Origin of the sequence: Rothia sp. ZJ1223 (assembly GCF_016900985.1) — a bacterium.
Taxonomy (GTDB): domain Bacteria; phylum Actinomycetota; class Actinomycetes; order Actinomycetales; family Micrococcaceae; genus Rothia.
The window spans coordinates 1-26959 of the sequence record NZ_JAFEUT010000006.1 but is presented as its reverse complement, the minus strand read 5'-3'; the positions used below and the strand labels follow the sequence as shown (position 1 = coordinate 26959).

General features: G+C 56.1%; 22 protein-coding genes, 1 rRNA gene and 1 pseudogene. 10 read left to right on the top strand and 14 right to left on the bottom strand.

Features of this window, described 5'->3' with window-relative positions:
• Positions 1–278 precede the first annotated feature (278 nt).
• From JTP09_RS10220 to JTP09_RS08825, 5 genes and pseudogenes are all read left to right on the top strand, one after another.
• Positions 279–410: pseudogene (locus JTP09_RS10220) on the top strand (transposase family protein); the annotation flags it as partial.
• Positions 390–935 (top strand): transposase family protein, encoded by a 546-nt coding sequence (locus tag JTP09_RS08840; RefSeq protein ID WP_370592555.1) that lies wholly within the window; start codon positions 390–392, stop codon positions 933–935. The pseudogene JTP09_RS10220 and the gene JTP09_RS08840, both read left to right, overlap by 21 nt.
• Before the next feature lie 227 nt (positions 936–1162).
• Positions 1163–2332 carry an MFS transporter gene (locus tag JTP09_RS08835; RefSeq protein WP_204878100.1) on the top strand — a complete coding sequence of 390 codons (1170 nt, stop codon included), beginning with the start codon at positions 1163–1165 and terminating at the stop codon, positions 2330–2332.
• A gap of 106 nt (positions 2333–2438) precedes the next feature.
• Positions 2439–3428, top strand: a complete 990-nt coding sequence (locus JTP09_RS08830) for a glycosyltransferase family 2 protein (protein WP_370592550.1) — start codon at positions 2439–2441, stop codon at positions 3426–3428.
• Between the two features lie 4 nt (positions 3429–3432).
• Positions 3433–4800, top strand: a complete 1368-nt coding sequence (locus JTP09_RS08825; RefSeq protein ID WP_204878099.1) for a polysaccharide pyruvyl transferase family protein — start codon at positions 3433–3435, stop codon at positions 4798–4800.
• Between the two features lie 76 nt (positions 4801–4876).
• Here JTP09_RS08825 and JTP09_RS08820 read toward each other — a convergent pair whose 3' ends face one another.
• A complete protein-coding gene (locus tag JTP09_RS08820) occupies positions 4877–6166 on the bottom strand; it encodes an adenylosuccinate synthase (protein WP_204878098.1) in 1290 nt (429 codons plus the stop codon).
• A gap of 419 nt (positions 6167–6585) precedes the next feature.
• On the opposite strand from JTP09_RS08820, the gene JTP09_RS08815 reads away from it, so the two are divergent.
• Positions 6586–10455: a S8 family serine peptidase gene (locus JTP09_RS08815; protein ID WP_204878097.1), complete on the top strand. Its 3870-nt coding sequence runs from the start codon at positions 6586–6588 to the stop codon at positions 10453–10455.
• Positions 10456–10640: 185 nt separating this feature from the next.
• On the opposite strand, the gene JTP09_RS08810 is transcribed toward JTP09_RS08815, so the two are convergent.
• Positions 10641–11009: a DUF4870 domain-containing protein gene (locus JTP09_RS08810; protein WP_204878096.1), complete on the bottom strand. Its 369-nt coding sequence runs from the start codon at positions 11007–11009 to the stop codon at positions 10641–10643.
• Positions 11010–11294: 285 nt separating this feature from the next.
• Here JTP09_RS08810 and nadE point away from each other — a divergent pair, with 285 nt between their 5' ends.
• On the top strand, positions 11295–12119 hold the full coding sequence (nadE, locus tag JTP09_RS08805; protein ID WP_204878095.1) for an ammonia-dependent NAD(+) synthetase: 825 nt from the start codon (positions 11295–11297) through the stop codon (positions 12117–12119).
• Here the strand turns inward: nadE and JTP09_RS08800 are convergent.
• The gene (locus JTP09_RS08800; RefSeq protein ID WP_204878094.1) at positions 12088–12780 is read right to left on the bottom strand and encodes a phosphatase PAP2 family protein; all 693 of its coding nucleotides are present in this window, start codon (positions 12778–12780) and stop codon (positions 12088–12090) included. The genes nadE and JTP09_RS08800 overlap by 32 nt on opposite strands.
• A gap of 112 nt (positions 12781–12892) precedes the next feature.
• Entirely contained in the window at positions 12893–14200 is a 1308-nt protein-coding gene (locus tag JTP09_RS08795) for a M18 family aminopeptidase (RefSeq protein ID WP_204878093.1), read from the bottom strand.
• A gap of 109 nt (positions 14201–14309) precedes the next feature.
• On the opposite strand from JTP09_RS08795, the gene JTP09_RS08790 reads away from it, so the two are divergent.
• Positions 14310–14480, top strand: a complete 171-nt coding sequence (locus tag JTP09_RS08790; RefSeq protein WP_204878092.1) for a hypothetical protein — start codon at positions 14310–14312, stop codon at positions 14478–14480.
• Positions 14481–14508: 28 nt separating this feature from the next.
• On the opposite strand, the gene JTP09_RS08785 is transcribed toward JTP09_RS08790, so the two are convergent.
• The 5 genes from JTP09_RS08785 to JTP09_RS08765 form a co-directional block, all read right to left on the bottom strand.
• Entirely contained in the window at positions 14509–15672 is a 1164-nt protein-coding gene (locus tag JTP09_RS08785; protein ID WP_204878091.1) for a CPBP family intramembrane glutamic endopeptidase, read from the bottom strand.
• 10 nt (positions 15673–15682) lie between these two features.
• On the bottom strand, positions 15683–15826 hold the full coding sequence (locus JTP09_RS08780) for a hypothetical protein (protein ID WP_204878090.1): 144 nt from the start codon (positions 15824–15826) through the stop codon (positions 15683–15685).
• Positions 15827–16067: 241 nt separating this feature from the next.
• The gene (locus tag JTP09_RS08775; protein ID WP_204878089.1) at positions 16068–17294 is read right to left on the bottom strand and encodes a glycosyltransferase 87 family protein; all 1227 of its coding nucleotides are present in this window, start codon (positions 17292–17294) and stop codon (positions 16068–16070) included.
• A gap of 53 nt (positions 17295–17347) precedes the next feature.
• Positions 17348–17830 carry a hypothetical protein gene (locus JTP09_RS08770; RefSeq protein WP_204878088.1) on the bottom strand — a complete coding sequence of 161 codons (483 nt, stop codon included), beginning with the start codon at positions 17828–17830 and terminating at the stop codon, positions 17348–17350.
• Between the two features lie 106 nt (positions 17831–17936).
• Positions 17937–18437 (bottom strand): DUF456 domain-containing protein, encoded by a 501-nt coding sequence (locus JTP09_RS08765; RefSeq protein WP_204878087.1) that lies wholly within the window; start codon positions 18435–18437, stop codon positions 17937–17939.
• A 119-nt stretch (positions 18438–18556) separates the two neighbouring features.
• On the opposite strand from JTP09_RS08765, the gene JTP09_RS08760 reads away from it, so the two are divergent.
• Both JTP09_RS08760 and JTP09_RS08755 read left to right on the top strand, forming a co-directional pair.
• Positions 18557–21352 carry a multicopper oxidase domain-containing protein gene (locus JTP09_RS08760; RefSeq protein ID WP_370592549.1) on the top strand — a complete coding sequence of 932 codons (2796 nt, stop codon included), beginning with the start codon at positions 18557–18559 and terminating at the stop codon, positions 21350–21352.
• Between the two features lie 129 nt (positions 21353–21481).
• A complete protein-coding gene (locus tag JTP09_RS08755; protein ID WP_204878086.1) occupies positions 21482–22114 on the top strand; it encodes a lytic transglycosylase domain-containing protein in 633 nt (210 codons plus the stop codon).
• 73 nt (positions 22115–22187) lie between these two features.
• Here JTP09_RS08755 and JTP09_RS08750 read toward each other — a convergent pair whose 3' ends face one another.
• From JTP09_RS08750 to rrf, 5 genes are all read right to left on the bottom strand, one after another.
• A complete protein-coding gene (locus JTP09_RS08750) occupies positions 22188–22925 on the bottom strand; it encodes a glycerophosphoryl diester phosphodiesterase (RefSeq protein ID WP_204878085.1) in 738 nt (245 codons plus the stop codon).
• Between the two features lie 151 nt (positions 22926–23076).
• Positions 23077–24039, bottom strand: a complete 963-nt coding sequence (locus JTP09_RS08745) for a hypothetical protein (RefSeq protein WP_204878084.1) — start codon at positions 24037–24039, stop codon at positions 23077–23079.
• 97 nt (positions 24040–24136) lie between these two features.
• Entirely contained in the window at positions 24137–25492 is a 1356-nt protein-coding gene (locus JTP09_RS08740; RefSeq protein ID WP_204878083.1) for a sugar porter family MFS transporter, read from the bottom strand.
• Positions 25493–25819: 327 nt separating this feature from the next.
• Positions 25820–26701 (bottom strand): PRD domain-containing protein, encoded by an 882-nt coding sequence (locus JTP09_RS08735; RefSeq protein WP_204878082.1) that lies wholly within the window; start codon positions 26699–26701, stop codon positions 25820–25822.
• Between the two features lie 140 nt (positions 26702–26841).
• A 5S ribosomal RNA gene (gene rrf / locus JTP09_RS08730) occupies positions 26842–26958 on the bottom strand.
• Position 26959 lies beyond the last annotated feature (1 nt).

The following is a 26959-nucleotide window of genomic DNA, read 5'->3' as shown; positions in this document are numbered from 1 at the left end:
ACAGTCACACCTCTTGCGCCCAATGACTTAGGAAGTACTGAGGCTTATTCAAAAGTAAGAGCACACCCCCACACCCACCAACCAGACAACGGCTCCACCACACGGCAAAAATATGAGCGTTAAATCTCTACAAATAACCTCAAGCCATACCGGAAAGACCGTTGCCACACCAACGTACAACCGGGCTAACAGCTACGCAATTCACCACGCGACTACAAGCCCTGAAAAACCACCTCACCTAGACAAAACCAAGAGGCAGACCGCCAGCGCTCACCCTAGCCCAAGGACTCAAAGCTACTTTGCTCTACCACCGACACAACCTCACCGAAGAACTCCTCGCAGCCCTCTACGGCGTATCCCAACCGACAGTTTCAAGAACCATCAACCGGATCGAGACGGCACTGGATAAAATCCTCAAACCACTCATCCAACCCTTAGAAAAAGCACTCAAAGCACCAGGGTCACTGGTCATCGACGGGACACTAATACCGGTCTGGAACTGGCGCTCACTAGGTAAAACCAACTTCTCTGGTAAGCATAAGCGGGCCGGGTGCAATCACCAGGTCATCTGCACCATCGACGGCAAGCTCCTGGTCATCACTGACCCGCTACCTGGTGCTCGGCACGATGCTTATGCCTTCAAAAAGCATGGTTTAGATAGGTACTTGGATGAGACAACCCTAGCCGATAAAGGCTACGTAGGTTTGGGGCTACTGGTACCAACCAAGCGCAAACCCGGGGTGAAGACATCGAAGGCTGTCAAGGACAATAATCGTGTGATTAACAGGGTGCGAGCTGTGGTGGAGCGTGTCATCGCGCAGATTAAGACCTGGCGTATTTTTCATACGGGTTTCCGGCGTCCTTTGGGTTCTTATGGGCGGGTGTTTTCTTCTGGTGCGTGGGTTGGTGTTTTATGCGGCCGGGAGGACTTTTGAATAACCCTCAAGGACTTATTTCTTAAAAGTTCTTAAGGGGTGGACATTTTAACACTAGGCACCAGAAGGGTGGGTAGGCCTATTGTGTTGAGCAGCAAAGACATTGGTTCTAGTCTACTTGAGGCGGTACTTTGGAAGCGCTCCTAGTATAGTGAACGGGGTTCTTTGCCCCGGTTTTATCTGCCGTTGAAAATGCTGCTGATGTTGTGAAGAGAGAAAGGGTGCCCGTGAAGGTTTTAAAGTACGACGGTATGCCCGCTATTGTTGCCACTTTTGCGCTGGCTATTAGCGGTCTGTCGCTTCTATTGCCAGCTACTCCTGCGTGGGTGGTAAGCGGCGGCGCGGGTTCTCTGGGTGCTGGTTTAACGACGGCGACGCTGATGGGGTGTACCGTTGCTACCCAGTTATGCATGCCGAGGATTCTGCGGCGGTGGGGGTGGACGCGCGTCCTCGTGACCGGTGCGCTGCTCATGGGTTTGCCCGCGCCCTTGCAGGCTTTCTCACCGAATCTGGGCCTGGTGCTGGTGAGCTCGGGGCTTCGCGGGGTTGGTTTCGGTATTTTGACAGTGTGCGCTTCAACCGCGCTGACGCTGTTGATTCCGGCGGAGGCACGCGGTCGAGCGGTAGGTTTGTACGGGCTGGCGGCGGCTGGTACGCAGATGATTTTGACGCCGTTGGCTCCCTGGCTGGTTGAGCTGTGGGGCTTTCGCCCGGTCTTGGTGCTGGGTGTTCTGCCTGCCCTGGGTGTTCCTTTTGCTTATAAGTTAGGCAAGCTGGTGGACGCCTTACCGCCGCAGCCTGTACGCGAGCGGCAAGCCGGTGGCAGCGTCCTGTCCCGTATTTGGCCGGCACTTCTCACTTTGACCCTGACCACAAGCGCGGGTGGTGCTTTCATGACATTCGCTGATCAGCTCTCACCGTCAGCCAGTGCAGCGGCGGTGGCGTTGCTGGTATTGACCGTTATGGCAACTCCCACCCGGTTGTACGGTGGAGGGCTGACAGATAGATTTGGTACCCGCGTACTAATGTCGCCGGTGTTGGCGCTCACCGCGGTGGGCTTATTGCTCATTAGTTTTTCTACGCGAGAGCCTACCCCTGATTCCCGTTTGGTATTGCTGCTGGGCGGGGTGTTGCTGTTGGGCTTTGGGTACGGTTTCTTGCAGAGCGTTACGATGGTACGAGCTTTCGCGGATTCCGAGGGTGAGACAACCCGCGCGTCCGTGGCGTGGAACGTTAATTTCGATGTGGGCACCGGGTTAGGCGGGCTCATGTTGGGTGCGTTGATGCAGGTTTCTACTGCCTCTACCGCCTGGTTGCTGTGGGCAGCGTTGCTGCTTGTGACAGCTGTGTTACTGGGGTTCAAGGACGCGCGCGAGCGACAGAGCGCCGGGCGGTAGTACCTCTAGGGAATACGTGCCCCCCCTTGCTGAAAGCACTCCCCGTTGTTGATTACCTAACCGGCACCGCTACGTCACCAACCGCCTTTTCAGGTACGGTTATGAGGTGATTATTTCTACCGTTGCCATCATTGTTCGTACTAAAGATCGCCCTACGTTTTTGACTCGCGCGCTGGCTAATATCGCGGCGCAGACCTACCCGCATTACAGTGTGGTGGTGGTCAATGACGGTGGCGCTACTGCTCCCGTTGATCGAATTGTCGCTACTGCTGGGCTGGGTGAAAAAGTTCAGGTTCTTCACCGCGAGGTCAGTGAGGGCATGGAGGCTGCTTCTAATGCTGGCATCCGTGCCAGCGCCTCAGACTACATCGCTATTCACGATGACGATGACCTGTGGGAGCCCACCTTCCTTGAAAAGACCGTGGCTCGCCTTGAGCAGACAGGCGCGGCGATGGTGACGGTTCGTATCGATGAGTATTTTGAGCGCATCACGGACGCGGGCATCTTCAAACATTTAGATTCGCGTCCTTTCTGGGGTTTCATTCAGGGCGTTCATTTGCACGATCTTTTCCGCATTAACCGGGCTGTTCCTATCGGCATTTTGCACAGGCGTTCCCTGCACGATGAGCTGGGCTATTACGAGGAGTCCCTACCTGTGGTGGGTGACTGGGAGTTCAACCTGCGCGTAGCTCAGCGCTACCCCGTGGAGTTCGTCGATGAGAACCTTGCCCACTGGTCTAAGCGGGTCAATGCTACCGGCGCGAACGCTAATAGTACGGTGGCTGGTTTTGATGCGCACCGCCATTACGATGCGTGCGTTCGTGAAGAAGCGGTGCGCGACCATCTGACATCGGGTGGTCACGCTGGTCCTTACCTTTTTGCTGCCAACCTCGCTAACGAGGTCCAGGGCGCGGTAGATGAGGCACACGCGAGCGTGCGTGCCTCCGCCGGGGAAACCGCTGATATGCTGCGCGGTGTCAGTGAGAAACTTGATCGCATTGAGCACGCCCAGCGTGAGCAGGCAGAACGTCTTGCCCGCATTGAGAAAGCACTATCGGTTAAAGACCGCGTTCGGTCAGTTCTGAAGCGGGGTTAGTCGCATGAAGATTCTGGTTCTTTCAGATATGGGTCAGCAGACCTATCATGTGGGTGATGAGGCGATGGGCATCGCTGCTGCCGATGAGATGATCAGCCGCGGGCATGAGGTTGTTTTTCTGACCCGTTCCACTGAGCATTCTCAGCGTTTTGTGGGCGCCGGCGATTACCACCCCACTCTGCCCTTCCCCTGGCCCCCGGCTGATCGCGAGCGATACCTTGCCGACCTGATTCGCTTTGTGGAGGGCGAGCGTGATTTCACCTTCCCTGAGACTGAAGCTGATTACACCCGTTTTGTAGAGGGCGTTGCAGAGGCGGATGCTGTGCTGTTGGCTGGCGGTGGCAACATGAACTCCCGCTACGGCTGGCTACTCTATGAGCGCGTGGCGCTGCTGAGCGTAGCCCACCATCTGGGTAAGCCGGTGGTTGTTTCCGGTCAGTCGCTGGGTCCGGTTCTTTCCGGGCACGACGCAGGGGTTTTGGCATCCGCTCTTAGCCAGGTTGATGTGGTGAGTATGCGTGAGGTTACCTCTTTCACCTGGTGCCGCACGCGCGGTATCGCCGCTCTTGCAGGTCTTGATGATGCGACTTTCTATGAGCCGGGCGAGCGCCGTCTGCCCGGTGAAGGCGAGCTTTACCTGCCAGAGGACTACCTCTCGGTGACCTTCAACCATCTGAGCGATGAGCAGGTGGAAGCGGCGGCGCAGTTGCTAGATCGCGCGTCTGAAGAGCTTGGTCTTGCCCCGGTTTTCGTTCCTCACATGGGGGATCCTGCCCTGGGCAATGGTGATGTTGTCTTGCACCAGCGCATTGCCGAACGCATGAAGGCACGTTCCACGGTTCTGCCCATGGTTCACGCTGATACGGCGGTTCGGGTGCATCGCGGGGCTGCCCTCGTGCTGACTACCCGCTACCACCCGGCAGTTCTAGCGCTTGCCTACGGGGTTCCGGCGTTGGGTCTACTGCCCGATGCTTTCACTGATATCCGCTTGGGCGGGGCGCTTTCCCACTATGGTTTAGAGGATTTCGCGCTGGCTCTTGACTTGCTGGATTCCCCCCATGCGGTCTTTGATGCCCTGGCGGAGCTTCACTCCCGCAGAGCAGAGCTGTCAGCGGCTTTAACCAGCCGTGGTGAGCAGCTACGTCTCTTTCAGAAGAAGTGGTGGGACGCCGTGGCGGCAACTTTGACAGGTGCTGAGGCTGACCTGCCGATTCTGCAACCGGCAGCCCCGCTCAGCTCCAGCTCTCAGGACGCGTCCGGCACCTGGCGTCAGTTCAACGAGCTGTTGCGCCCAGTAGCGCGCAGACTCTCCTTTGAGGCGCAGACCGCAGAAGCTGAGTTTGATAGGGCACAATCCTACAATCGCAGGTAAAAGCCCTGCCCAAAAATCCCATAAAAATGCCCGGTGCTTCTAAAGTAGAAGCACCGGGCATTCTGGTATCAACGATTTAGTCTTCGATTAGATCGCGCACCACAATGGTCTGCTCGCGACCGGGGCCAACACCAATCGCCGAAATACGGCAACCCGAGATTTCTTCGAGCTTCTCCACGTACTTACGCGCATTTTTGGGCAGCTCGTCCAGAGTCTTAGCGTTGGTGATATCTTCTGTCCAACCTGGGAAGTACTCGTAGATGGGCTTAGCGTGGTGGAAGTCCGACTGGGTCATGGGCATCTCGTCGTGACGCACGCCGTCCACATCGTAGGCAACACAAACAGGAATCTGTTCCAAGCCGGTGAGAACATCCAGCTTGGTGATGAAGAGGTCAGTGAAACCGTTGATGCGCACAGCCTGACGTGCCAGCACCGCGTCGTACCAGCCACAGCGGCGGGGGCGACCGGTGTTCACACCGAATTCGCCGCCAGTCTTCTGCAAAAATTCGCCCATCTCGTCAAAGAGTTCGGTGGGGAAGGGACCCGCGCCCACGCGGGTGGTGTATGCCTTCTGAATACCAATGACGCGGGAAATGCGGGTGGGGCCAATGCCCGAACCTACGGACGCACCGCCAGCAGTTGGGTTGGAAGAGGTGACAAAGGGGTAGGTGCCGTGGTCAACGTCCAAGAAAGTTGCCTGACCGCCTTCCATGAGCAGGTTCTTGCCTTCATCGAGCGCATCGTTCAGTAGCTGGGTTGATTCAACAATCATGGGTGCCAGACGGTCGGCGAAGCTCATGAAGTACTCAACGATTTCTTCGACCTCAACGTGGTGGCGGTTGTAGACTTTCACCAGCAGTTCGTTCTTCTGACGCAGAGCGCCCTCAACCTTCTGGCGCAGAATCGACTCGTCGAGGATGTCCTGAACGCGAATACCCAGACGTCCGACCTTGTCCATGTAAGCGGGACCAATGCCACGACCGGTAGTACCGATAGCGCGCTTACCCAAGAAACGCTCGGTAACCTTGTCCATGGTCTGATGGTAGGGGGCAACTAGGTGAGCATTCGCTGAAATCTTCAGCTTAGAGGTGTCAGCACCGCGGGCTTCAAGACCGTCGATTTCCTCAAAGAGAGCCTCGGGGTTCACGACCACGCCGTTACCAATCACGGGCACAGCGTTTTCAGAAAGAATACCCGCCGGAAGGAGCTTCAGCTCAAACTTCTGACCGTTCACCACAACAGTATGGCCCGCATTGTTGCCGCCGTTGGGCTTCACCACGTAATCGACGCGTCCACCCAGTAGGTCGGTAGCTTTACCTTTGCCTTCATCGCCCCACTGGGCGCCTACAATCACAATCGCTGGCATAAAAAGAATTACTCCTAATGGAAGGTCTCACCTGCCGGGTTTCACGGCGGTGGGGCGCGCCTCCCCTTGCGTAATAATGTGTGGTTCGAGGAATAAGCCTTCTCTTGCTTGAGCGCACCATCCACCAGTTTACCCGGCAGAGGGGCGCGGAGCTATCTTTTAGTGTGGCGGCTGGATTTGTGACGGGTGCAGACCCCAATATCTCACAGTTCGAAACCGTTCGGCACAGACCCCGTTCTCCGATTCTCCCCCGCTAAGATGCCGGTTATCGCGTAATAATTACGTCACGAGGGATTTTGTACAAATTTAACGTATTATTCAAGATAACCATGACGCCAACCACACTCTAATGACCCCCATCATGAGAGAGCGTCACGGGCATTCACACCATCCATTCGGTCTTTGATCAAAGGAGATTCATGAACTACCGTCGCAAGAAGGCAGCACGCGCTGGCGCGTCTGCCCTGCTGGGGTTCTCCCTGGCACTGCCGCTCGCAGTAGCACCCGGAGCATCCGCCGCAGAACTGCCTCACACCCAGGAATCCATTGCACAGTCTGCAGCAACCAGTGGAAAAATCAGCGCCAACCTTAAGAACACCGAAGGCAACATCAGCGTCTTCGTGAAGTTCAAGGGCGAAGGTGCTTACCGTGCTACCCAGCCCAAGGACGTCCTCGATGGCTCACGCGAACCCGTAGCAGCGGTTAATCGCGTACAGCAGATTGAGCGAGCCGTTCAGTCACAGGCAGCGCAGGTTGCCGATCAGTCATCAGGCAAGATTCTTTACACCACCCACAACACCGTACGAGGCGTAGCACTCTCCGGCGATGCGCAGGCACTGATTGATCTGGCGAACCGCAGCGACGTTGAAAGCATCGCCCGCATTATTCCTAAGGAACGCAACAACGGTGGCACCGTTATCGACACCGAGGCTATCAATACCTGGACCCAGACCGGCAAAACCGGTAAGGACGTCAAGGTAGCAGTCATCGACACCGGTATTGACTACACCCACGCAACCTTCGGCGGCCCCGGTACTGATGCAGCCTACAAGAGCGCAAAGAACTCCACCGATCTTCCGGCACAGAACGCTAAACTCTACGATCCCAAAAAGTTCATCGGTGGCTACGATTTTGCAGGCGATAGCTATGACGGATCCAATGACGCTCAGCCTGATGGCAACCCGCTTGACTGCGAAATTGCAGGTCACGGCACCCACGTTGGTGGCACCGCTGTAGGCTACGGCGTGAACGCTGACGGTTCAACTTTTGACGGGGATTACACCAAGCTCTCCGCCAAGGACGTTCAGGGCATGAAGATCGGCCCAGGTTCAGCACCAGAAGCTCAGCTGTTGGGCTTCCGCGTCTTTGGTTGTGAAGGTTCAACCAACCTCACCGGTCAGGCGCTGGACGCCTCACTTGACCCCAACGGTGACGGTGACTTCTCAGACCGCGCAGACGTCGTTAACCTGTCACTGGGCTCTGACTTCGGACCCGTTGACGATCCTGAAAACGAGATCATGGACTCCCTCTACCGCAACGGTGTTCTCACCGTTGTAGCAGCGGGTAACGCTAACAGCTACCAGGGTGTTGGTGATACCTACTCCATTTTGGGCACCCCCGGCAACACTGTTTCCTCTTTGACCGTAGCCAACTCTATTGGTTCAAACGCTTACAGGGACAAAGCTGAAATTCTTGCACCCTCCGACATTGCAGGTGAGGTAGCAGGCGACTACAGCGTTAACTTCGATTACGATGCAGCAACCGAAGAACAGCTCACCGGTGAAGTTGTTATGACCACCGCAGACAACCCCTACGCTTGTGATGAGTACGGCCCCGATGTTGATTTCGGTGGCAAGTGGGTTTTCATTGACTGGTCTGATGAAACCGGCGACTACCCCTGTGGTTCAGGCGTCCGCTTCGATAACATCGCTAAAGCAGGCGGTAAGGGCGTAGTACTGGCTTCTCAGGTTCTGCTGGAAAACGCGGGTATCGCAGGTAATAAGACTATCCCCGGCATCCGTATCAACTCACAGAACGCCGAAAAGGTGCGTGAAGCTGTCATCAAGGGCGGCGTGAGAATCAAGCTTGATCCCGAATCCATCGGTGTAGCCGCGATTGAAACCGGTAAGCTCGACACCTTGAACCCCTCCACCGCACGTGGTCAGCACGGTTCACAGGGCTTCACCAAGCCCGACGTCGCAGCATCGGGTACCTCCATCAAATCAGCAGCGGTAGCAGGCGGCAATAAGCCTGCTGTCATGACCGGCACCTCTATGGCTGCACCCCACGTAGCCGGTATCGCCGCGCTGGTAGCTGAAGCTCACCCGGAGTACTCACCTGCTAACATCAAGGCAGCCATTATGAATACCGCGCACCACGATCTTCGTGACGAAGAAGGAGACATCTTCTCCGTTGAGCGTGTAGGTTCCGGTCGCATCGACGCGAAGGACGCTGTAGACACAGACGTCCTGCTGTACAACTCAGACCGCCCCGAGCAGGTCTCAACCAGCTTCGGCGTTGTTGAGTTGGCACCCAACGAAACCAAAACTTTCACTCGCAACTTCACTGTTGAGAACCGTGGCGAATCAGCACGCACCTTCGCTGTAGATTTCGCAACCAGTTCAGAGCTTCAGGGCGTTACTATCTCAGCCCCTGAAACCGTTACTGTTGGCGCTAACAACAACGCTACCGTCACCGTGACCGTCACCGTTAACGGTGCCGAACTGGCTAAGCAGCTTGACCCTGCGACCCTCGAATCGCACTCCCAAATTGCTCGCCAGTACATCTCGACCCTCTCAAGCCGCATCCTGCTCACCGACGGTGACTTCCAGTTGCGCGCGCCCGTCCAAATTGCGCCTAAACCCGTCTCGAACATGAGCGCTCAGGCTCCCACCTTCACCGGCGCGGAGAACGCAGCTCGCGTTAAACTGACCGGCGAAGCTCTGAATCAGAACGGTTACATTTCAGCACTAGGTGCTTTCCAGCTAGGCGAGAAGAGCCCCCGCATTCCTACCCATTCACTGGGAATCGCATCTGCCCAGGCAGTAGATATTCAGTACGTGGGTGCAAACTCAACTATCCCCGCGCAGCTTGCCACCGGCAACACTAACGCTGACCCTTTCTTGAACTTCGGCATTTCATCTTGGGCTAACTGGGAGACTTTCAGTCGCAGCCTCAACTACGAGATTGACATCGACCTCGATAACGATGACAACCCCGAGTACATCGTTTCTACCGGTCGCATCGCCGGTGTTGATTACCCCATTGCCCGCCTCTACAAGCGTCAGGCAAACGGTCAGTTCGTTTCCATTGATGCACAGGCTATCAACGGTGTAACCGGTGAGGTAGATACCAACCTCATGGACACCAACACCATGGTTGTTCCTGTGAACCTCGCCAAGATGAACCTCAGCGCTCAAGAAGCGGCTAACCTGCGTTACGCCGTCTTCAGCTCAGCGGCAGGCGTCGATGGCCTGGTTGATAGCACCGGTTGGATCTCATATAACCCTGCAGCACCCGACCTTGCCTTCGGCGCAGATAAGGTTGTAGGCAGCTCAGCTCTCTTTGCTGATTCACCCGAAACTGAGCTGACCGCTTACCGTGCCCGCAAGAGCGATGCTCAGGCACTGTTCTTGCACATGCACAATGGAACCGGCAACCTCTCGGGTATCCGTGCAGGTGAAGATGGCGCTAAGGCTGAGGTTGTAGACATTGAGACCAAGACTCTCACTTACGACCCCCGCTTCACTGACGTTCCCGCTGAACACATGTTCCATGAGGAGATCTCATGGCTAGCGACCCGCGGCATCACCAACGGTTGGGCTGACGGCACCTTCCGCCCCGACGCTTCCATTGATCGTGGCGCAATGGCAGCGTTCTTCTACCGTCTCGCTGGCTCACCCCAGTTCACGGTATCTACCAACTCACCGTTCACCGATGTGCCCACCACCCACCCCTTCTACAAGGAAATTTCGTGGATGGCTGAGCAGGGTATCACCACCGGTTGGGCTGACGGCACCTTCCGCCCCGACGCTCCCGTTGAACGCGCCGCAATGGCAGCATTCTTCTACCGTCTCGCTGGTTCACCCGACACCGCAGCACCTGCCAATAACGTCTTCGCAGACGTGAGCGCTAATCACCAGTTTGCTACTGAGATTAGCTGGCTGTCTGAGCAAGGCATCACCAACGGCTGGGATGACAACACCTACCGCCCCGACCTCAGCATTGAGCGCGGCGCGATGGCAGCATTCGTCTACCGCTACGACAAGAACGTACTGGCTAAGCGCTAAAACGCGAACCACCGTATAGGTTCTTTTCGCAGGTAGTAGCGAGGGGTCGCGTCCGTCAGTTTTCTGATGGACGCGACCCCTCCTTTGTCTTGTGCTCAAGAAGGTTGCTTTCTCACCAACAACGCAGGACGCGCCCCCTGTTCTCACCGCCGAGAACAGGGGCGCGTCCTGGTGGTTTTTGCAGCTTAGTTGAGTACCTTCATCTGCAGCGGGTAAGTGTAGAACTCACCGTTGTTGGTTTTGATGGCAGCAAGAATATGAATCACCAGCATAGCGATTCCGGTGACCAGGTAGATCGGCCAGACAACAAAAGCTGCAACGCCCAAGGTGACGATGATGGAGATATTAGCGATCATGTTGATGATCCACATGGTGAAGCTGAAGTTGAAAGCACCAGCGGCGGTTGCGCGAAGGTAACCGTAGCCGGGCTTGTCTTTGTAAATAAACCAAAAAATCAGCGGCACAGCGAAGCCCAAAAGAGTACCGCTGAGATAGGTGGCGGCGAGGGTGCCAACATGAATCAGGAGGGCGAGGCTCTTAGTATCAGCGGGCATACCGTTAAAAGCACCGCCCTGATGAGGCATCCGATGTTCGAAGCCGGGCTGAGAGTAACCGGGCTGAGAGTAACCGGGCTGCCCGTATACAGGGTGCGGCTGAGTTGGCTGCTCAGGATTGTGGTTATAAGGGTTCTGGGTCGTCTCTTTTCTTTCTCTGTACCGTCTGTGATACTTACAGCCTACGTGGTGAAGACATAGCTCACCAGAATAAAGCGTAAAGAGTAGAGTCAGCTCTACCGAACAAGGTGTTATTGCCCGACTCACACCGCTAAGATGGTGAGCATGAGCGAACTTCAACAGCAGATTGTTGCCCACATGGGCGTTAAACCAGAGATTGATGCCCCCGAAGAGATTCGTAAGCGCGTGCAGTTTTTGTGCGATTACCTCAAGGCGAGCCACACACAGGGGTTTGTGTTGGGTATCAGCGGCGGCGTTGATTCCACCCTTACCGGACGTCTGTGCCAGCTCGCGGTAGAGGAGCTTGCCTTTGAAGGTATTGACGCTGATTTCGTGGCTGTTCGTTTGCCCTATAAGGTGCAAGCTGATGAGGATGACGCCCAGGCGGCACTGGATTTCATCATGCCCAAGACCACCGTTACTTATAACATTGGGCAAGCTGTGGACGGTTTCGCTGACGCTTTTGAAGACGCCACCGGGCGCACCATCGGTGATTTCAATAAGGGCAATGTCAAAGCGCGTGCGCGCATGATTGCCCAGTACGCACTGGCTGGTGAAAAGAACCTGCTGGTGGTAGGTACCGACCACGCAGCTGAGAACATCACCGGTTTCTTCACCAAGTTCGGTGACGGTGGCGCCGACGTGCTGCCCCTCGCTGGTTTGAACAAGCGCCAGAACCGGCAGCTGCTGAAGACTCTGGGCGCGAAAGAGCGGCTCTGGGTGAAGGCTCCCACTGCTGATTTGCTTGACGGAAACCCTGGGCGCACTGACGAGGACGAGCTCAGCATCACCTACGACCAGATTGATGACTACCTCGAAGGTAAGCAGATTGACCCCGCCGCAGCCGAAGCGCTCGAAACCAAATATCTGCGCTCACGCCACAAGCGCGTCCTACCCGTTACACCGGCTGACGACTGGTACAAGAGCTAGGTGATTTACAGAGGGTACCCGGTGTACGCCCGCTAATGACTTCGGGAAAGACCGCGTACCCCAGTAGCGTGATGCAAGCTCCCAGTAAGATGCCCGCCAGCACGTCGGTTCCCCAGTGTACTCCTGCGTAGATGCGGCTGGCGGCGACAGCAAGTATCAGTATGCCCGCAGTAACACCGGTCAGGACGCGCGCTGTACGACCCATGAGGGCGTAGGCGGCGAGGTAGATGCCTAGGCTCAGGGCTGTTATACCGGTGGCATGACCCGAAGGAAAAGAGTAAGCATACTCAGGTACCAGGTGGAATTCCTCTGCCGGGCGCAAACGGTCAATAATGCGTTTGATGACCCACATGAGCCCCGGTGCCACCACCATGCCACATGCAATAGTGAAAAAGGGCTTTGCAGACCGGTGTGCCCAGCTCAGCGCTATAGCGGCAACGGTTGCGTAGATTGTTTGCGGTACCGTGTTGAAGGCCTGCGTGAAGCGCGCCACCAGGGGGTTGAGCGCGTCCGCTCTCTCGCTGATGGCGAGGTGCCACAGCCACTGGTCAAAAAGGTTGTCGTGGTTGGTGAGCACGATAAAACTTGTAATTACACAGAAAATCAGCGCGCAGGTGAGGCCGGTCAGCAGCAGGCGGCGGCGCAAGGTGGAATCGGGCATTGTTCTAGTCTAGCCCGCTCCACAAAGTATTCCGCTACGGTGAAAGTACCCGCGCTAAAGACAGTACTTTCACCGTAAGCCCGTACTTTTTGCATCCCTACGGATGCGACCCCTACAGCGCAAAGAATCCCTCGATGGCGCGGGTTAGGTAGGCGGCGTCGTCCACGTGGCACATTTCGCGCGCGGAGTGCATCGAGAGTAGCCCCAGACCTACGTCCACGGTGCGAATGCCCAGGCGGGTTGCGGTAATGGGGCCGATGGTTGAACCGCACGGAACATTATTGTTTGAAACGAACTCCTGGTAGGGAACCCCCGTTTTCTGGCAGGCGAGCGCGAAGGTTCCTGCACCGAGCGCGTCCGTGGCGTAGCGCTGGTTGGCGTTGATTTTTAGTAGGGGTCCGGCTGCTGGTGCGGGGCGGACGCGCGGGTCATGGTGACCTGCGTAGTTGGGGTGTAACAGGTGACCGGCGTCCGATGAGAGGCAGAAGGATTCTGCGATGGATCGTCGGTGTTCTTCGGTGCTTTCCCCGCGGGCTACGCTCAAGCGTACCAGGATGTCTTCGAGGAAGGACCCGGCGGCACCTGATCGGGATTCCGAGCCGATTTCTTCGTGGTCGAAGGCGGCGAGTATGACAGTGTGCTGGGCGCTAGCGTAGGCGTCGGACGCGGTGAAGCGGGTGAGAGCGGTGAGTCCGGCGTGTACCGATGAAAGATTGTCGAGGCGTCCTGATGCGAAGAATTCTTGGTTTTCGCCAAAGACGCGGGGGGCTTGGGTGTCTGCTAGTAGCAGGTCGTAGCCGACGATTTTTTCGGGGTCGATAGCGCCGTTTTCGGTGTGTGAAGCAAGGTAGCCTAGGACGTCGCCGGTGGAGTCCCCCGCGCCCCAGACGGGGTAGATGTTGCCCTGTTTATCGAGTTTGAGACCGTTGTTGGCGTCGCGGTCGAGGTGGATTGCAAGCTGCGGTATGCGAGCGACCGGCGCGGTTTTCACCAGATGTGAGGTAAGGGTGCCGTCGATGGCGGTGACGAGTCGCCCGGCGATGCAGAGTTCGCGGTCGAGCCACGAGTTTAGCAGCGGGCCGCCATAGACTTCTACGCCCACTTGGTTCCAGGTGAAGGAACGCACCGAGGATTGGGGTTTGAGCTTGAAAGAAGGCGAGTCAGTGTGTGCCCCCAAGATGCGATAGCCGGAGGCTTTTGCGGCAGTGGGCGCGCCTGCCCAGGCGATGATGGCGCCGTCACGCACCACGTAGTGCTTGCCGGTGGCAACGTCAGATGCCCACGCCTCCTCTTCATTAAGGGCTGTAAAACCCGCTGTGTTCAGGCGACGCGCGGCTTCTGCTGCCGCGTGAAAGCTGGTGGGCGCTGCCTGCACAAAGCTGGCGAGGTCATCAATATTCTGAGCTGCATCAAAGGTCATGCTCCCCATTTTACGCCCCGCAACCTATCAGATGTTGATCACAAAGATACTGCCGAGAAGAGTTCATCGGCGAAATACACCGGGTGAAAGATTCAAAGAGGTGTGTGCCGTGCATAAGATTGAAGGTAAGCATCCCACTGCTGGAATGAGTATTATGAGCCCGCGTTTTAATCCTCCGCCCAGCCCATCATCCGGCAGGTGGGTGTTCGCGACTGACCGCTTGCGTCCTCGCCCCGTGATGCCAACAGCTGTGCAACTGGATTCAAAAACGCCCATCTGAACATTTCAGATGGGCGCTTTCACATCGTTTATGATCCAATAACCGGCTGCTGATCTGCTGCCGGGCGGACGCGCTGGATCTTGCGTTTGCGGGCGGCAAACACCACCGCACCGGCAAAGATAAGTTCCATAGCGAACACGGTAAAGAAATCTGCGGGAGTAGAACCTGCGTTGGCGAAGGGATCAACTGTGCCCATGAGTCCTGAGAACATTGCCAGAACGTTGTTGATAACGTGCAGGGCGATAGCGGCTTCTAGTCCGCCGGTGTACCAGACTAAGAACCCAGCGGTGAGCCCCATACACAGCACAGAGAGCTGACCCCAGAGATCATAGCCGTGACCGAGCATGAATAGGGGCGCAGGCAGAATAATCGCCCATGCTGGATGCTTGAGCCAACGGCCGATGGTTTGCATCAGGTACCCGCGGAAAATAAGCTCTTCGGCGTAGCACTGAATGGGCACCAGGGTAATCAGCAGCACCAGATAGATCCACAGGGGGCTTGCCTGCTCCCGCCAAGGCTCAGTAGCTTCAGCTCCACCCATGAAAGGGGTGATAGCAAGCGGAACCAGCAAAAAGATGAGGGCAGCAATACCACCGCACAGCAGCATCCATCCCCACCGCAGGCGTCCGGCAACCGAATGAACCAGCCCCCACGGTTTCGGGCCTATGATGAGACGAGCCAGCCACATTGACGGGAACATCACCGCAATGGAAGCAAACAAGTAGGCGAACACCCAGGGGTTTTCAAAGGCTGCGGTGGTGAAGGCTTCCATCGCTTTAGACGGGTCGGTCTCTGAGAAAAGACTGGGGAAATCCGGCACCATGAATATCGCCGCGACGAGGGGAACGGTCAGCAGGGTCTGAAGAGCCAGAAAGATTCCCAGTCCGATAGCGCCTTCCACTAGCGGTTTCCACCAAGCATTTTTGGGGTCAGCAAAAGCGAGGCGGTGGTGGGGCAAAGGCCTGGGATTGTAGGGACGCGCAAAGGCGGGGTATTGCCCAGGGTGAGGTGCATTGGGCGGTAGCTGCCCGTTATACCCCACTGGGGGGTAGGGCGCGTTCGCTCCGGGAACGACCGCGGCGGGTACTCCATAGTTACCGGTTGTTGGTGGAGCTCCGGGCGGCTGGGCGGCAGCGCCGTTAGTAGCTGCGGAATCTTGTGCCCAGGGCACATGGTCAGGGTTTGAACTCATACCTTTCACCCTAGCAAAACGAGTGCCTCTCCAGTGACGGGACGCTCGCTACCATCTCACAGTCGTCGCGGTGGTGTTCCCAAGCGGGGCTGGGGTCGCCCTCGGGCACCTTGCCGCTAATCGCATCGCCGTGGGTATTTTTAATGTCTACCATGATGAACTTTCCCTACTTTAGGATTCCGGTGAGTACGGCGATGGGGATGCTGATGTTGCCCCAGCATGACAATCAGGGCGTACACACCGGCAATGAGAATGCCCCATGAGCGTGCTTTTTCGCTGACGGTGACGCCGAAGTCGTAGACTACCGCCCACAGACCGTGTGCTAGGTGAAGGGAAGAGAACGACCAGCGGCTAGGTAGACCAGTGAAATGAGGGGCGCTCTGGTGTATACAGCCTTATTTTGTTGCGATGTGCCGACGATGAATGAGGGCAGTGAGAATCCATAACATGACCGCCGCAAAGAGACAGATAATGGGTACGGACGAGACGATCAGCGCGGGTGCCGAAGCATCGTTAAGCCCCTGGTCACTACCGTGAATCCTGATCGCAATATTCATGGGCGAGATTGCCAGCCCTACAGCGGCAACCACCGTCAGGGCGTAAAAGACCCAGCGCACCCAGGTACGAGAATAAGCGAGGAAGGGGCGCGCGTCCACCCACAGAGTCATCATCAGCAGCGGCAACCAAATGTTGTGATGAGACCACGAAATCGGTGACATCATCATCATCAAAAAGGCGTTCAGGGAAATCTCGCTCAACACCATGCGACGGGAGTGCAACTTCGGCAGAAGATAAGCAACGCCCAGCAGCAGAGCCAGCGTCAGCGTGTACTGCAAGATTTTGAGCAGGGCGCCTTCGGGAATCCCCAGGTGCATGAGCCAGCCGAGAATCGAGATGTTGTCAGGGAAGTTTATATTGCCCACGCGCGAAGGATCAGAAAGAGCTGAAAACCAAAACTCTTTCGCCTCTGCGGGCATCAGAATGAAACCCAACACCACGGTTGTAAAGAAGCTAATGCCTAGGGTGATAACGCCCTTAAAATCGCGGCGCATCAACAAAATCAGGCCAAAAGCCAACGGGGTCAGCTTAATACCACCGGCGATACCAATCAGCACACCGCGCGGAATACGGCTTGCCGGGCGTAAAAGGTCCACCAGCACCAAAAGCATAATCAGCGGGTTAATCTGTACCAACCCCATCAACCCGCGACGCCACGGCCCCAGCACCAAAATGCCCGCAGTCATCAAGGCAATCGTTCCGGTGCGACCGATAAAGTGCTGGCAGGGAATCTCATACCCGCGAGCATTCACGTAATCGTAGATAAGGGTCGCGAGTAGCCACGCCACCGCGAAAGACAGCACCAGCACGCAAACCACCCCCAGCCAGTGCGGCATGAAAGCGAGCGGCACAAAAAGCATCGCCGCAAAAGGCGGGTAGGTAAAGGGCAGCCAGAAATCCTCGCTCCACCGCACAATATCGGGAACATAGAGGTCCTTGGTAAACCCCTCGTTATCAAAAATAGTCATCGCGCCAGCGCGGTATACCGAAAAATCGAAGGCATCCAGCGTTAGTGCCTTGTACATGTGTTGGTATACCACCCAGGCAAGCAGGGCATAAGCCACGAAAGATAGCCATTTCTGGCTAGAGGTCACCCACAGGTTTGTACTCACACCACTCACGAACGCGGTGCCTCAGTGGTATTGTGAGCACCCTGCGAAGATTGGGTAGGCTTAGCAACAGCAACTAATCGGGTACCCTGGGGTACTTTCTTCTTGTTCCTGCGCGGAGTGCGGGCGGGCGCGTCCGCCCCGGTGCTCTGGGGTACGGACGCGATGGTGAGGGCCAGTGAGACCACCAATAACCCCAAGGCAATGTAGTAAATGAGCTGAGTGGGGTAGAACCAGTACATATCGGTGTACACGCCTAAACCGGTGAGCACTAGCAGAACCGCTCCGATACCCGCCAGCGCGTAGTGAATCGGGGTGAAGGTGCCTCGCACCGGGTTTTTGAACCCGATGTAGGCGGCGGCGAGCGCGAATAGGATCGGGAAGAAGACCTGCCCCCACATGGTAATGGAGTCGTTGGAGTAGCGGTAGATTCCTAGCGCTTGGATCACCGCGACGGCTAGTAAAAGAACGAGTGCTGGCAAAGATTTCACGTTGGCAAGTTTACCGCAGGCAGTGGAGCCTCTCCCTCTTGTGGTCGAGAGCGCATTTTAAGACATGTTATGCCGCGAAACCTGTATTTTTTTGTATTCTCGGCAGCTAGGGGGTCAGAAAGTAGGTGAGGGAACCAAGGATGAAGACGCTACCGGCGGTCAGGGCGCAGGCGAGTTCCACCAGTATGCCCAGTCCCATCGATTTGAGGGCTGCTACGGTATCGGGGATTGCTCTGCGCATATCGCCCTGACGCACAGACTCGCTGGTGTACAAACCCACCGCGAAGCCAATGAAGAGACCGACAATCGGAATCACAAACATCCCCACCACGGCACCAACGATGGCGAAGAGAATAGAGCGGTTGGGTATCTGGTGCCTTTTCATGGTACGCCCGGTTAGCACTGCTTGGGCGGTCATACCGGCAATCATAATCAGCCCGCCGATAATAGCCACCGCCCATCCTTCAGGACCGCGCAGGGTCAGACCCCACGCGAGAATACCGGTGAGTGCTGCCAGCGAGCCAGGCAGAATGGGGTACACAATGCCAACGATGCCAACAGCTATTAGCAGGACGGCAATGATGGTCATGATTACAGCGAGAGTCATGCTTTTTAGTGTAGAGGACGCGCTCCCCTGCCCCTGCGGCGGGTGGAGGTTTGTTGAGTGGGGCAGAGTGAACGTCCTATAATTGCATTATTCATACCAATTAAATGTTGAGGTAAATTGTGCCTGAAAACCCTGCGCCACTCCCTAACCGCCGACCACTCACGTTGAGCGCGCCGGGCACTCAACCCGCCGATGGGCCGGGCATGCCGGTGTCTGAGACGCAGGCGAAAGATAGGGCGTCGGGGCGGGCTACCTGGCACCGCAAGGCGTCGAAGCCGGTGAGTCTGTGGATGATTGCCCTTTTTGTGGCGCTCATGGTTCACCGCTGGGTGCCTGATGCCCTGTGGCTAATGGTGCATATGGTGACGCTGGGTCTGATGACTAATAGCATCCTGATTTGGAGTCAGCATTTCACCGAGGCGCTCCTGAAGAACCGTCTGCCTGATTCGGCGCGCGGAGTGCAGATTCGCCGTATTTATATGCTGAATATTTCTATTGTGGTGATGATGGCGGGTATGCTCACGGCGACTTTCCCGCTGACGGTGGTGGGTGCAACGGGCGTGGGCGCAGTGGTGGCATGGCACGGGTTTTCCCTCTTGCAGCAGGTTAGAAGTGCCCTGCCTGCCCGGTTTACGTCTACGGTGTATTTCTATATTGCGGCGAGCTGGCTGTTGCCAGTGGGTGCTGTGCTGGGCGCTTTCTTAGCAAAGGGACTGAGTTCTGACTGGTATGAGCGCACTCTGCTTGCCCACGAGGCAGTCAATATTCTGGGTTTTGTGGGGCTGACGGTAGTGGGCACTTTGACGACTCTCTGGCCTACTATGTTGCGCACCAAGATGGTTGCCAATGCGGTACAGCTTTCGTTACGTGGGCTTTACGGTATGTGCGCCGGTCTTGCGGTGACCGTTGCCGGTGCTTTGGCGGGGTCTCAGTGGCTCGCTGTTGCCGGTTTGGTGCTGTATTGCCTGGCGTTGGGGGTTATTGGCTACCTGATGGTGCGTACCTGCACCGCTAAGAAGCCAACTGAGTTCGCCACGATGTCGGTGTCGGCTGGCTTTATCTGGCTTATGGTGGGTGTTATCTGGACTGCCGCTATGGTTGCTACCACCAGCTTTGAAGAGCTAAATATGCGAACGGTCACCCCCGCGTTTGTGGTGGGTTTCTTGGTGCAGGTTCTTCTGGGCGCTATGTCTTATCTGCTACCGGCACGCATGGGCGGGGGTCCCGCAGCGGTGCGTACCGCTAATGAGGAGTTCAACCGCTTTGCGGCAGGACGCGTGGTCATTGTTAACCTCTGTCTGTTGGTGTTCGTGCTCCCGGCAGATGTCACGGGTTCGTGGGTGCGAACCACAATGTCCTTGTTGGGTGCTTTTACCCTGTTTGCTTTTATGCCCCTGATGATTCGCGGGGTGCGTCGCTCTGTTACCAAGCGCAAAGAGATGATCTTGGCGCGTTCTCGCGGTGAGGCGCCCAAGCCTGATCCGCAGGCGTTGAGCCCCTCCCCTGCCCGTCACGGACGCGGTGCCGCAATCGGTGCCGGTGCGGTTGCGTTGGCGCTGGTGGCGGGGTTGCTCGCTAACCCCACCGTGTTCTCGCGCGGTGTTGAGAGCGTCTCAAGCGTTACGCCCACGGGTGAGACAACCACTGTGCAGGTGGAGGCTACCGCTGATATGCGCTTTGAGCCGGCTGCCGTTGATGTTCCTGCCGGTAACCGCCTGGTTCTTGAGGTCACCAATACCGATGCTGGCAATGTACACGATTTGGTGCTTGCTAACGGCACCAGCACCGGGCGCATTGATCCCGGTGCCACAAAAACCCTCGATGCCGGTGTGGTCGGTCAGTCCTTAGAGGGCTGGTGTTCCGTTGTGGGGCATCAAGCGATGGGTATGGTTTTTGATGTCAACGTGATAGGCGATGAGCCAGCAGATGCTGGCCACTCCGCGCATGCCGGTGGGCAGGGTGCGTCCGCTCTTTTAACCACCGCTGATCTTGACCTGGCAAAAGCGCCCGAGGGTTTTGAAGCCCGCAGTGCCGTTCTTGAACCGCTCCCCGAAGACGCAGCTACCAAGGGTGCCACGGTACACCGCCGTACCCTTAAGGTAGAAGAGCTCAACCGCCCCGTCGCACCCGGTCTAGAGATGCAGGCGTGGACCTTCGGCGGGGAGATTATGGGTGAACCCTTGCGCGGAAAAGTGGGCGATATTTTTGAGATTACCCTGGTCAATAACGGCACGATGGGTCACTCCATTGATTTTCACGCGGGTATGGTGAGCCCCGATGAGCCCATGCGTACCATTGCGCCGGGTGAGTCTCTGGTCTACCGGTTTGAGGCTCGCGGTGCAGGTGTGTGGCTGTATCACTGCTCTACCGCGCCGATGAGCACCCATATTGCTGCGGGCATGTACGGGGCTGTCATTGTCGAGCCCGAGAACCTTGAACCCGTTGACCGCGAATATGTACTGGTGCAAAGCGATACCTACCTGACCGATACCGGCAAAACAACCGATAACGGTAGCACGATCGCGGCGGTGCTCCCCGAAGCTGTTGCCGCTGGGGTGCCTTCACTGACTACCTTCAACGGTTACGCCAACCAGTACGTGTACGACCCATTGCAGGCTAAGGTGGGCGAGCGCGTACGCATCTGGGTGCTTGCTGCTGGTCCCTCGAAGGGCATGAGTTTTCATGTGGTGGGTAGCCAGTTCGATACCGTGTATAAAGAGGGGGCCTATCTGCTGAAGCAGGGCGAGGACGCTTTGGGTAGCACCGACGGGCACGCCCAGGCGATTAATCTGGCGGCTGCACAGGGTGGTTTCGTTGAGATGGAGTTTTTAGAAGCGGGTAGCTACACTTTCGTCAACCATGATTTCGCCGAGATGGAGCGCGGTGCGCGCGGTGTTATTGAGGTCGGTCAGTAGTTTTTTGAAGTGGTGTGCCGCCCTCGTGCCCTTAGCGGGGTGGTGCCGGGGGAGTAATCCCGAAAGTGTGAGTAAGCGGTAACTCTGCTTGCTTAAACATTTTCGTGAGAAACTACTAAGCTAGATGCGATGGCTACTGATAAAAAAACTTCGTACGGTGCCCCTATCAGAGTGCTTACCGGCGTGCTGGCGCACTGGCAGGTAATTGCGTCCGCGGTACTACTAGGCATAGGTGTTGCTGGTTTGGCTGCTACCTATAACTCATACTGTGGTATGACGGACTTAGCGTATGCGCCTACAGAGGTGCATGACAATTTGCGGGCGGCATCTACTGAATCTGGGGTGCGCACGGGTATTTTGGCTGCCCAGTTAGAGACTGAGAGCCGCTGGCGGGTGGGTGCCGCCTCCCCTGCTGGCGCCCAGGGTTTAGCGCAGTTCACCCCCGATACCTGGGAGATTTGGGGGCAGGACGGTGATATTCGTGACCCCGAGGACGCTATTCGTACACAGGGTCACTATTTGGCATATCTGCGTGATCGCCTTGAGCCGCTGGCTGATAACGAGCAGGAGCTTCAAGATCTGATGCTCGCCGGTTATAACGCGGGCCCCGGTGCTGTCGAGGAGTTTAAGGGTATTCCCCCCTACCCTGAGACACAGGGGTACGTGAAGAAAATTAACCAGTTAGGCGCATCGAAGTATCAGGTGACCTGTCACCCTGACCCTGCTTTTAAGCAAGAAAAAATTAGGCACCCCGACCGCTAGGGTTGATTTTTCATGGGCTTTTGAGCCTCAAGTCTAGTCTCAGCAAATGGGGTAGTGCCTTCTTTTAGGGGTTTTAGCGGTTTTCCAGATGTATCATCTCGTGGGCGTAGTCGGTGATGATGCCGTCCGCGCCCCAGTTGAATAGCTGGTTAGCACGAGCGCGGGAGTTCACCGTGTAGACGTTAACTTCAAAGCCGGCTTTTTGGGCGAGGGCAACCATGGGCTGGGTGAGGTTGCGATCCTCGATGTGGATGGTTTCAGCACCGCACAGTTGCATGAGCGAGAGCCAGTCGTGGCCTAGGGCATCTGCGGTGAAGAGAGCTGCGGTGCGGTAGTGAGGTGCGCGTCGTTTGAGTTCGGCGAGCAGTAGCAGGTTGAAACTAGAAATCAGCACTTTACGTTCATCATCGAGCTTGTCGAGTTCAGCGATCACCGCGTCGATGAGTTGGAAGGTGCGCTCTGCACCCTGTTCATTCGATTTGATTTCAATATTGCCGTTGAGTTTGCTCTCGTTCATGACCTGAATCAGCTGGGCAAGGGTGGGCAGAGGCTCCCCCGCAAATTCGGGCGAGAACCAACTGCCGGCATCAATATCATCCAGTTGTTCGACGGTCAGATCGTAAATGCTACCGGTGCGATTGGTGGTGCGGTGCAAGGAGCTGTCATGGATGATGATGGGGGTGCCGTCGGCGATAATATCAACGTCAGTTTCGAACCAGCTCACCCCGTAATCACTGCAACCGCCCAAGGCAGCAAGAGTATTTTCGGGGGCAATGGCTGATAGTCCGCGGTGGGCAAAAATTCGAGGCATCGTTCTCTCCTTGCAGCGTACATACTTTAGGTATCACGATACCCCTGCTTTTTAGCTGTTACCTGAACATCGCGTAAACGGCGTATGGCAACCCTACTGGTGCCCGCCCTGTAGGTGGGCGGACGCGTCCGTCCACGTGTAACAGACAAGCCTACTGGTAGGTGACCACCCAGGGTTTGGGGTCGAGTTCGTAGGTTTGTGCCGGGGTCATGGTGGGGGTGTCTTCGTCGTAGAAGTTCTTCCACGAGGGGTAGATTTCTTTATTTAACCCGGTCAGCAGGGAGTTATAGGTATCTACCTTGAGTTCCGGTGAGCCGTGACCATCAGCGTGTAGGGTCAGTGCCAACTCGGGGTGGGTAACCGTAATGGTTTCGCGGTTACTAATCATGGTGTGTGTGAACTGGTGCAGCACCACCATCTTCTGAGGTAGGTCATTCTTTCGGGTGAAGTCAGCCAAGTAGTCCAGGGTGTCATTGATTTCGGCGGCGGTCACAGAACCAATCTGCTGAAGATGCACTTGCCCAGGTGCTAACCGCCACTCGGGGTCAAGCCCAACACCCACATTGGGGTATTTGAGCAGATCTTCATACAAACGCACCTGACTCAAGAAATCGCTGTGACCGGGTTGAAAATCGATGACCACGTAAACATCGTTCTCGTAGGCTTCTTTGATGAGCGGTTCAATATCTTCAATGAGCGCAGCATCTGAGTAGTCGCCATCTACACCGGGAGCGCTTGACGCTGTGGTCACGATAACTTCGAAGGCGGGCACTACCGTTTCGGTGGCGTGGGGCTGGTACTGGTCAACCAGCTCTTGAACGCGTGCTACTGAGGCGGGAGCGTCCTGCTCACCTAAAACACCGAGGGAGGGACGTCCAGGCGCACCGTAGAGGGCGATGTACCGTTTGCCGTCGAAGACTTCTTGTCCGCCGCCGGGCAGCTCTTCGGGCGTGGGGGTGGGGCTGGGAGTTGCTGAAGCACTCGTCTGTTCAGCGGGCTGAGATGCCGACTGATGCGCCCCTTCCGAAGGTGATGACGCGGTCTGTTCACCACCGCAGGCAGCCAGAAGAAAAGTAGTTGCCACGGTGAGGGCAGTGAAAGCAGAAAGGCGCATAAAAGAGAGGCTTTCGGTCAGAAGTCTGTGTGTACTCTCCACGCTATAGGCTTTCAGATAAACAGCCAACTTATTGCAAAAAATTACGGCGCACCTTCTAGATCGAAACAATATCTTCCAAGGAGCGTCCTGCTGTTTCTGGCACTTGAGCGCGCACAAACCAGATGGCGGCAACGCCCAGCACTGCGAAGAGTGCGAAGGTGATACCCAGACCAAAGGCGGCAACGATCTGCGGAAAGCTGAAAGAAACCGCGAAGTTCGCCAGCCACGAGACAAAGGTAGCAGCACCCATTCCTGCACCGCGCACGCGCGAGGGGAATACTTCTGACATGAGCACCCAGGTGACAGGCGAAACGGCACCCTGCTGAAAGACCAAGAAAATCACTGACACGGTGAGTACCGCCCAAGCACGGGCGCCTCCTTCAACAAAGCTTGAGATGAGGGCGAGCGCCAGCAGGGACGCGGTGGTTCCGGCTAAGCCGATGGTGAGGGTTGCTCGGCGGGGCAGTTTTCCCACGAACCAGATACCAAGTGCTGCGCCGATTACCGAGATCACGCCGTTGGCGATGTTGGCGGTAAGGGCGGCGTCTGTAGCAAAGCCTGATTCGCGCAGCACCTGCGTGCCGTAGTACATGAGGGCATTGACGCCAGTAATTTGCTGCACGATGCCAATGGTTGCACCAACCAACAGAGTGGAACGCAAGGCGGGGCTTGCGAAGAGGTCGCGGAGGGTAGCGGTTGAACGGTTTTCTTCGGCAGCCAGACTCCTTTGGAGGGCGGCAAGTTCTGCCGGGGTATCGTCGACAGTGTTTTCAAGGACGAGCTGGGCATCGCTGGTGCGTCCTACGCGCAGGAGCCAGCGCGGTGATTCAGGAACCGCGAACATACCGATAAAGAGGGCGATGGCGGGCGCGATGGAGAGCGCAAACATGATGCGCCAGATGCCAGTTTCGTGCAAGAAGATGTTACCGAGGGCGGCGTTGATGCTGTAAGCAAGCAACTGACCGGTAACGATCATAAACTGGTTGCGGGTTACGATAGCACCGCGCTGAGCGGCGGGCGCTATTTCAGCTAGGTACAGCGGCACAACAGCCGATGCGGCACCCACTGCGAGACCTACGATCACGCGAAAGGCAATGAGCATCCCCAGGGCAGAAGAGAAAGCGATGCCGGCTGAGCCAAGAATAAAGACGAGGGCTAGCACAAAAAGAACACGACGGCGTCCGAATCGATCAACTAACTGCCCCACTGTCACCGCACCTAGAGCAGCGCCCAACGTCAGCGATGAGGTCGTAATACCCTCAGCAACTGGCGACAGCACAAACTGATCCTGCAAGAAAGGCAGCGCACCGTTGATGATGCCGGTATCGTAGCCAAACAGAAAACCACCGAGGGTGACAATCCAGGTATAAAAGTTAAGGCGTGAACGCCTGGGTGCTGGTGTTTGTTGCATTGCTGATCCCGCCCAAAGATGTAAGTAGGTAACTCAGAAACTTTACACCTCACGTAACCTATATACGCTATAAATACCCCTGTGAACCCTAAAAATAAGTTTTAGGTCCACAGTTTGTAGTGCTGGATGTTTATAGTTGCGTGAGCAGTTGGTCAAAGGATACGAGTTTGAGGGGTCTAATCCTGGTGCCTTGCATTCGGCGGCGATGCCTTCATTGTGTTGAGTGGTTTTATTTTGGAACGAGTGCCTTTATTGAAATAGATTCCGCATCTTAGCACCGCGAAATCCACACAGAAACAGAAATAGTATGCCTAGATTAAATTAACTTTACGCATCAACGGTTTCTGTTGAGTCATCATCCCACAGCTCGCGGGCAAGTCTTGCGATATGAATGGCTAGGTAGGTCAGCTCATCATCGGTGAGCTCCTGACTCAGGTGCATTTCGAGCAGCAACAAAACTTTACGGGCACACGCAAAAGCCTTTGGATAACTGGTACGCATCGCCTCTGTTACGAGCGGCATGGAAGTTTCAGCGGACGCACGCGCTTGCGCTTTCTGGTCGGTCCGCACGAAGAGATAACGCAGGTGGGTAACAAAGCGAGCCACACTCATAGCTGTCTGATCAACCTCGTGACCGTAGCTGGTGCCGATGATATCGAAAATTTGAGCAAACACCTCCGTCATGCGGAAAGTCCTGCTCATATCTTCGTAATCAAACTGCGAGTTCACTAGGTGCAGCGCTAGAGGTATTGCCTCGTTTTCAGGTAGTTTCACACCGGTGCGTTCGAGCACTAGCTGCAGGGCGCGATACCCGAACTCTACCTCTGTGGGGTAAAGCTGCGTAACTTCGAGGGTAAGGGGATAGTCAACGGTGACGCCCTCCTGCGCACGTACAAGGGCATAGTTGAGGTGGTCAGCCAAAGGAATGATAAAAGAGTGGGCTATTTTGATACCGTGTTTTTGGGTGACCTGCTGCTCTAGCTCTGTAGCGAGCGAAAGAATTTCTGAGGGGATCTGCTCTAAAGACCAGGTCAGACGCTCGTTAGTAGTGGACGCATCCGGAACAAAGGTCTGTTCGACCTTGGTGGGGTCTATCATATCGCCTTTGCGTTTACCGAAGGCGAGCCCCTTACCGATAACCACTATTTCCTGACCTTTAAAGGTAGTAGCTAGAGCGACATTATTATTGTAGATACGACTAATGCGCAATAGCTTTCCCCTCGCAGTTTGTTTTACAAGTATAATGGATATTTTCGTTCTAAGTTATCCAGTTTACCGGGAAACTTACAACCCAACATTAAACGAAAAAGGAGCCCGAGCCACAGCCCAAACTCCTCCATCAAACAAAAAACCCGCGGTGACCTACTCTCCCACACCCTAACAAGTGCAGTACCATCAGCGCAAAAAGCCTTAACTACTGGGTTCGGAATGGAACCAGGTATTTTACTCTCGCCAAAACCACGGAAA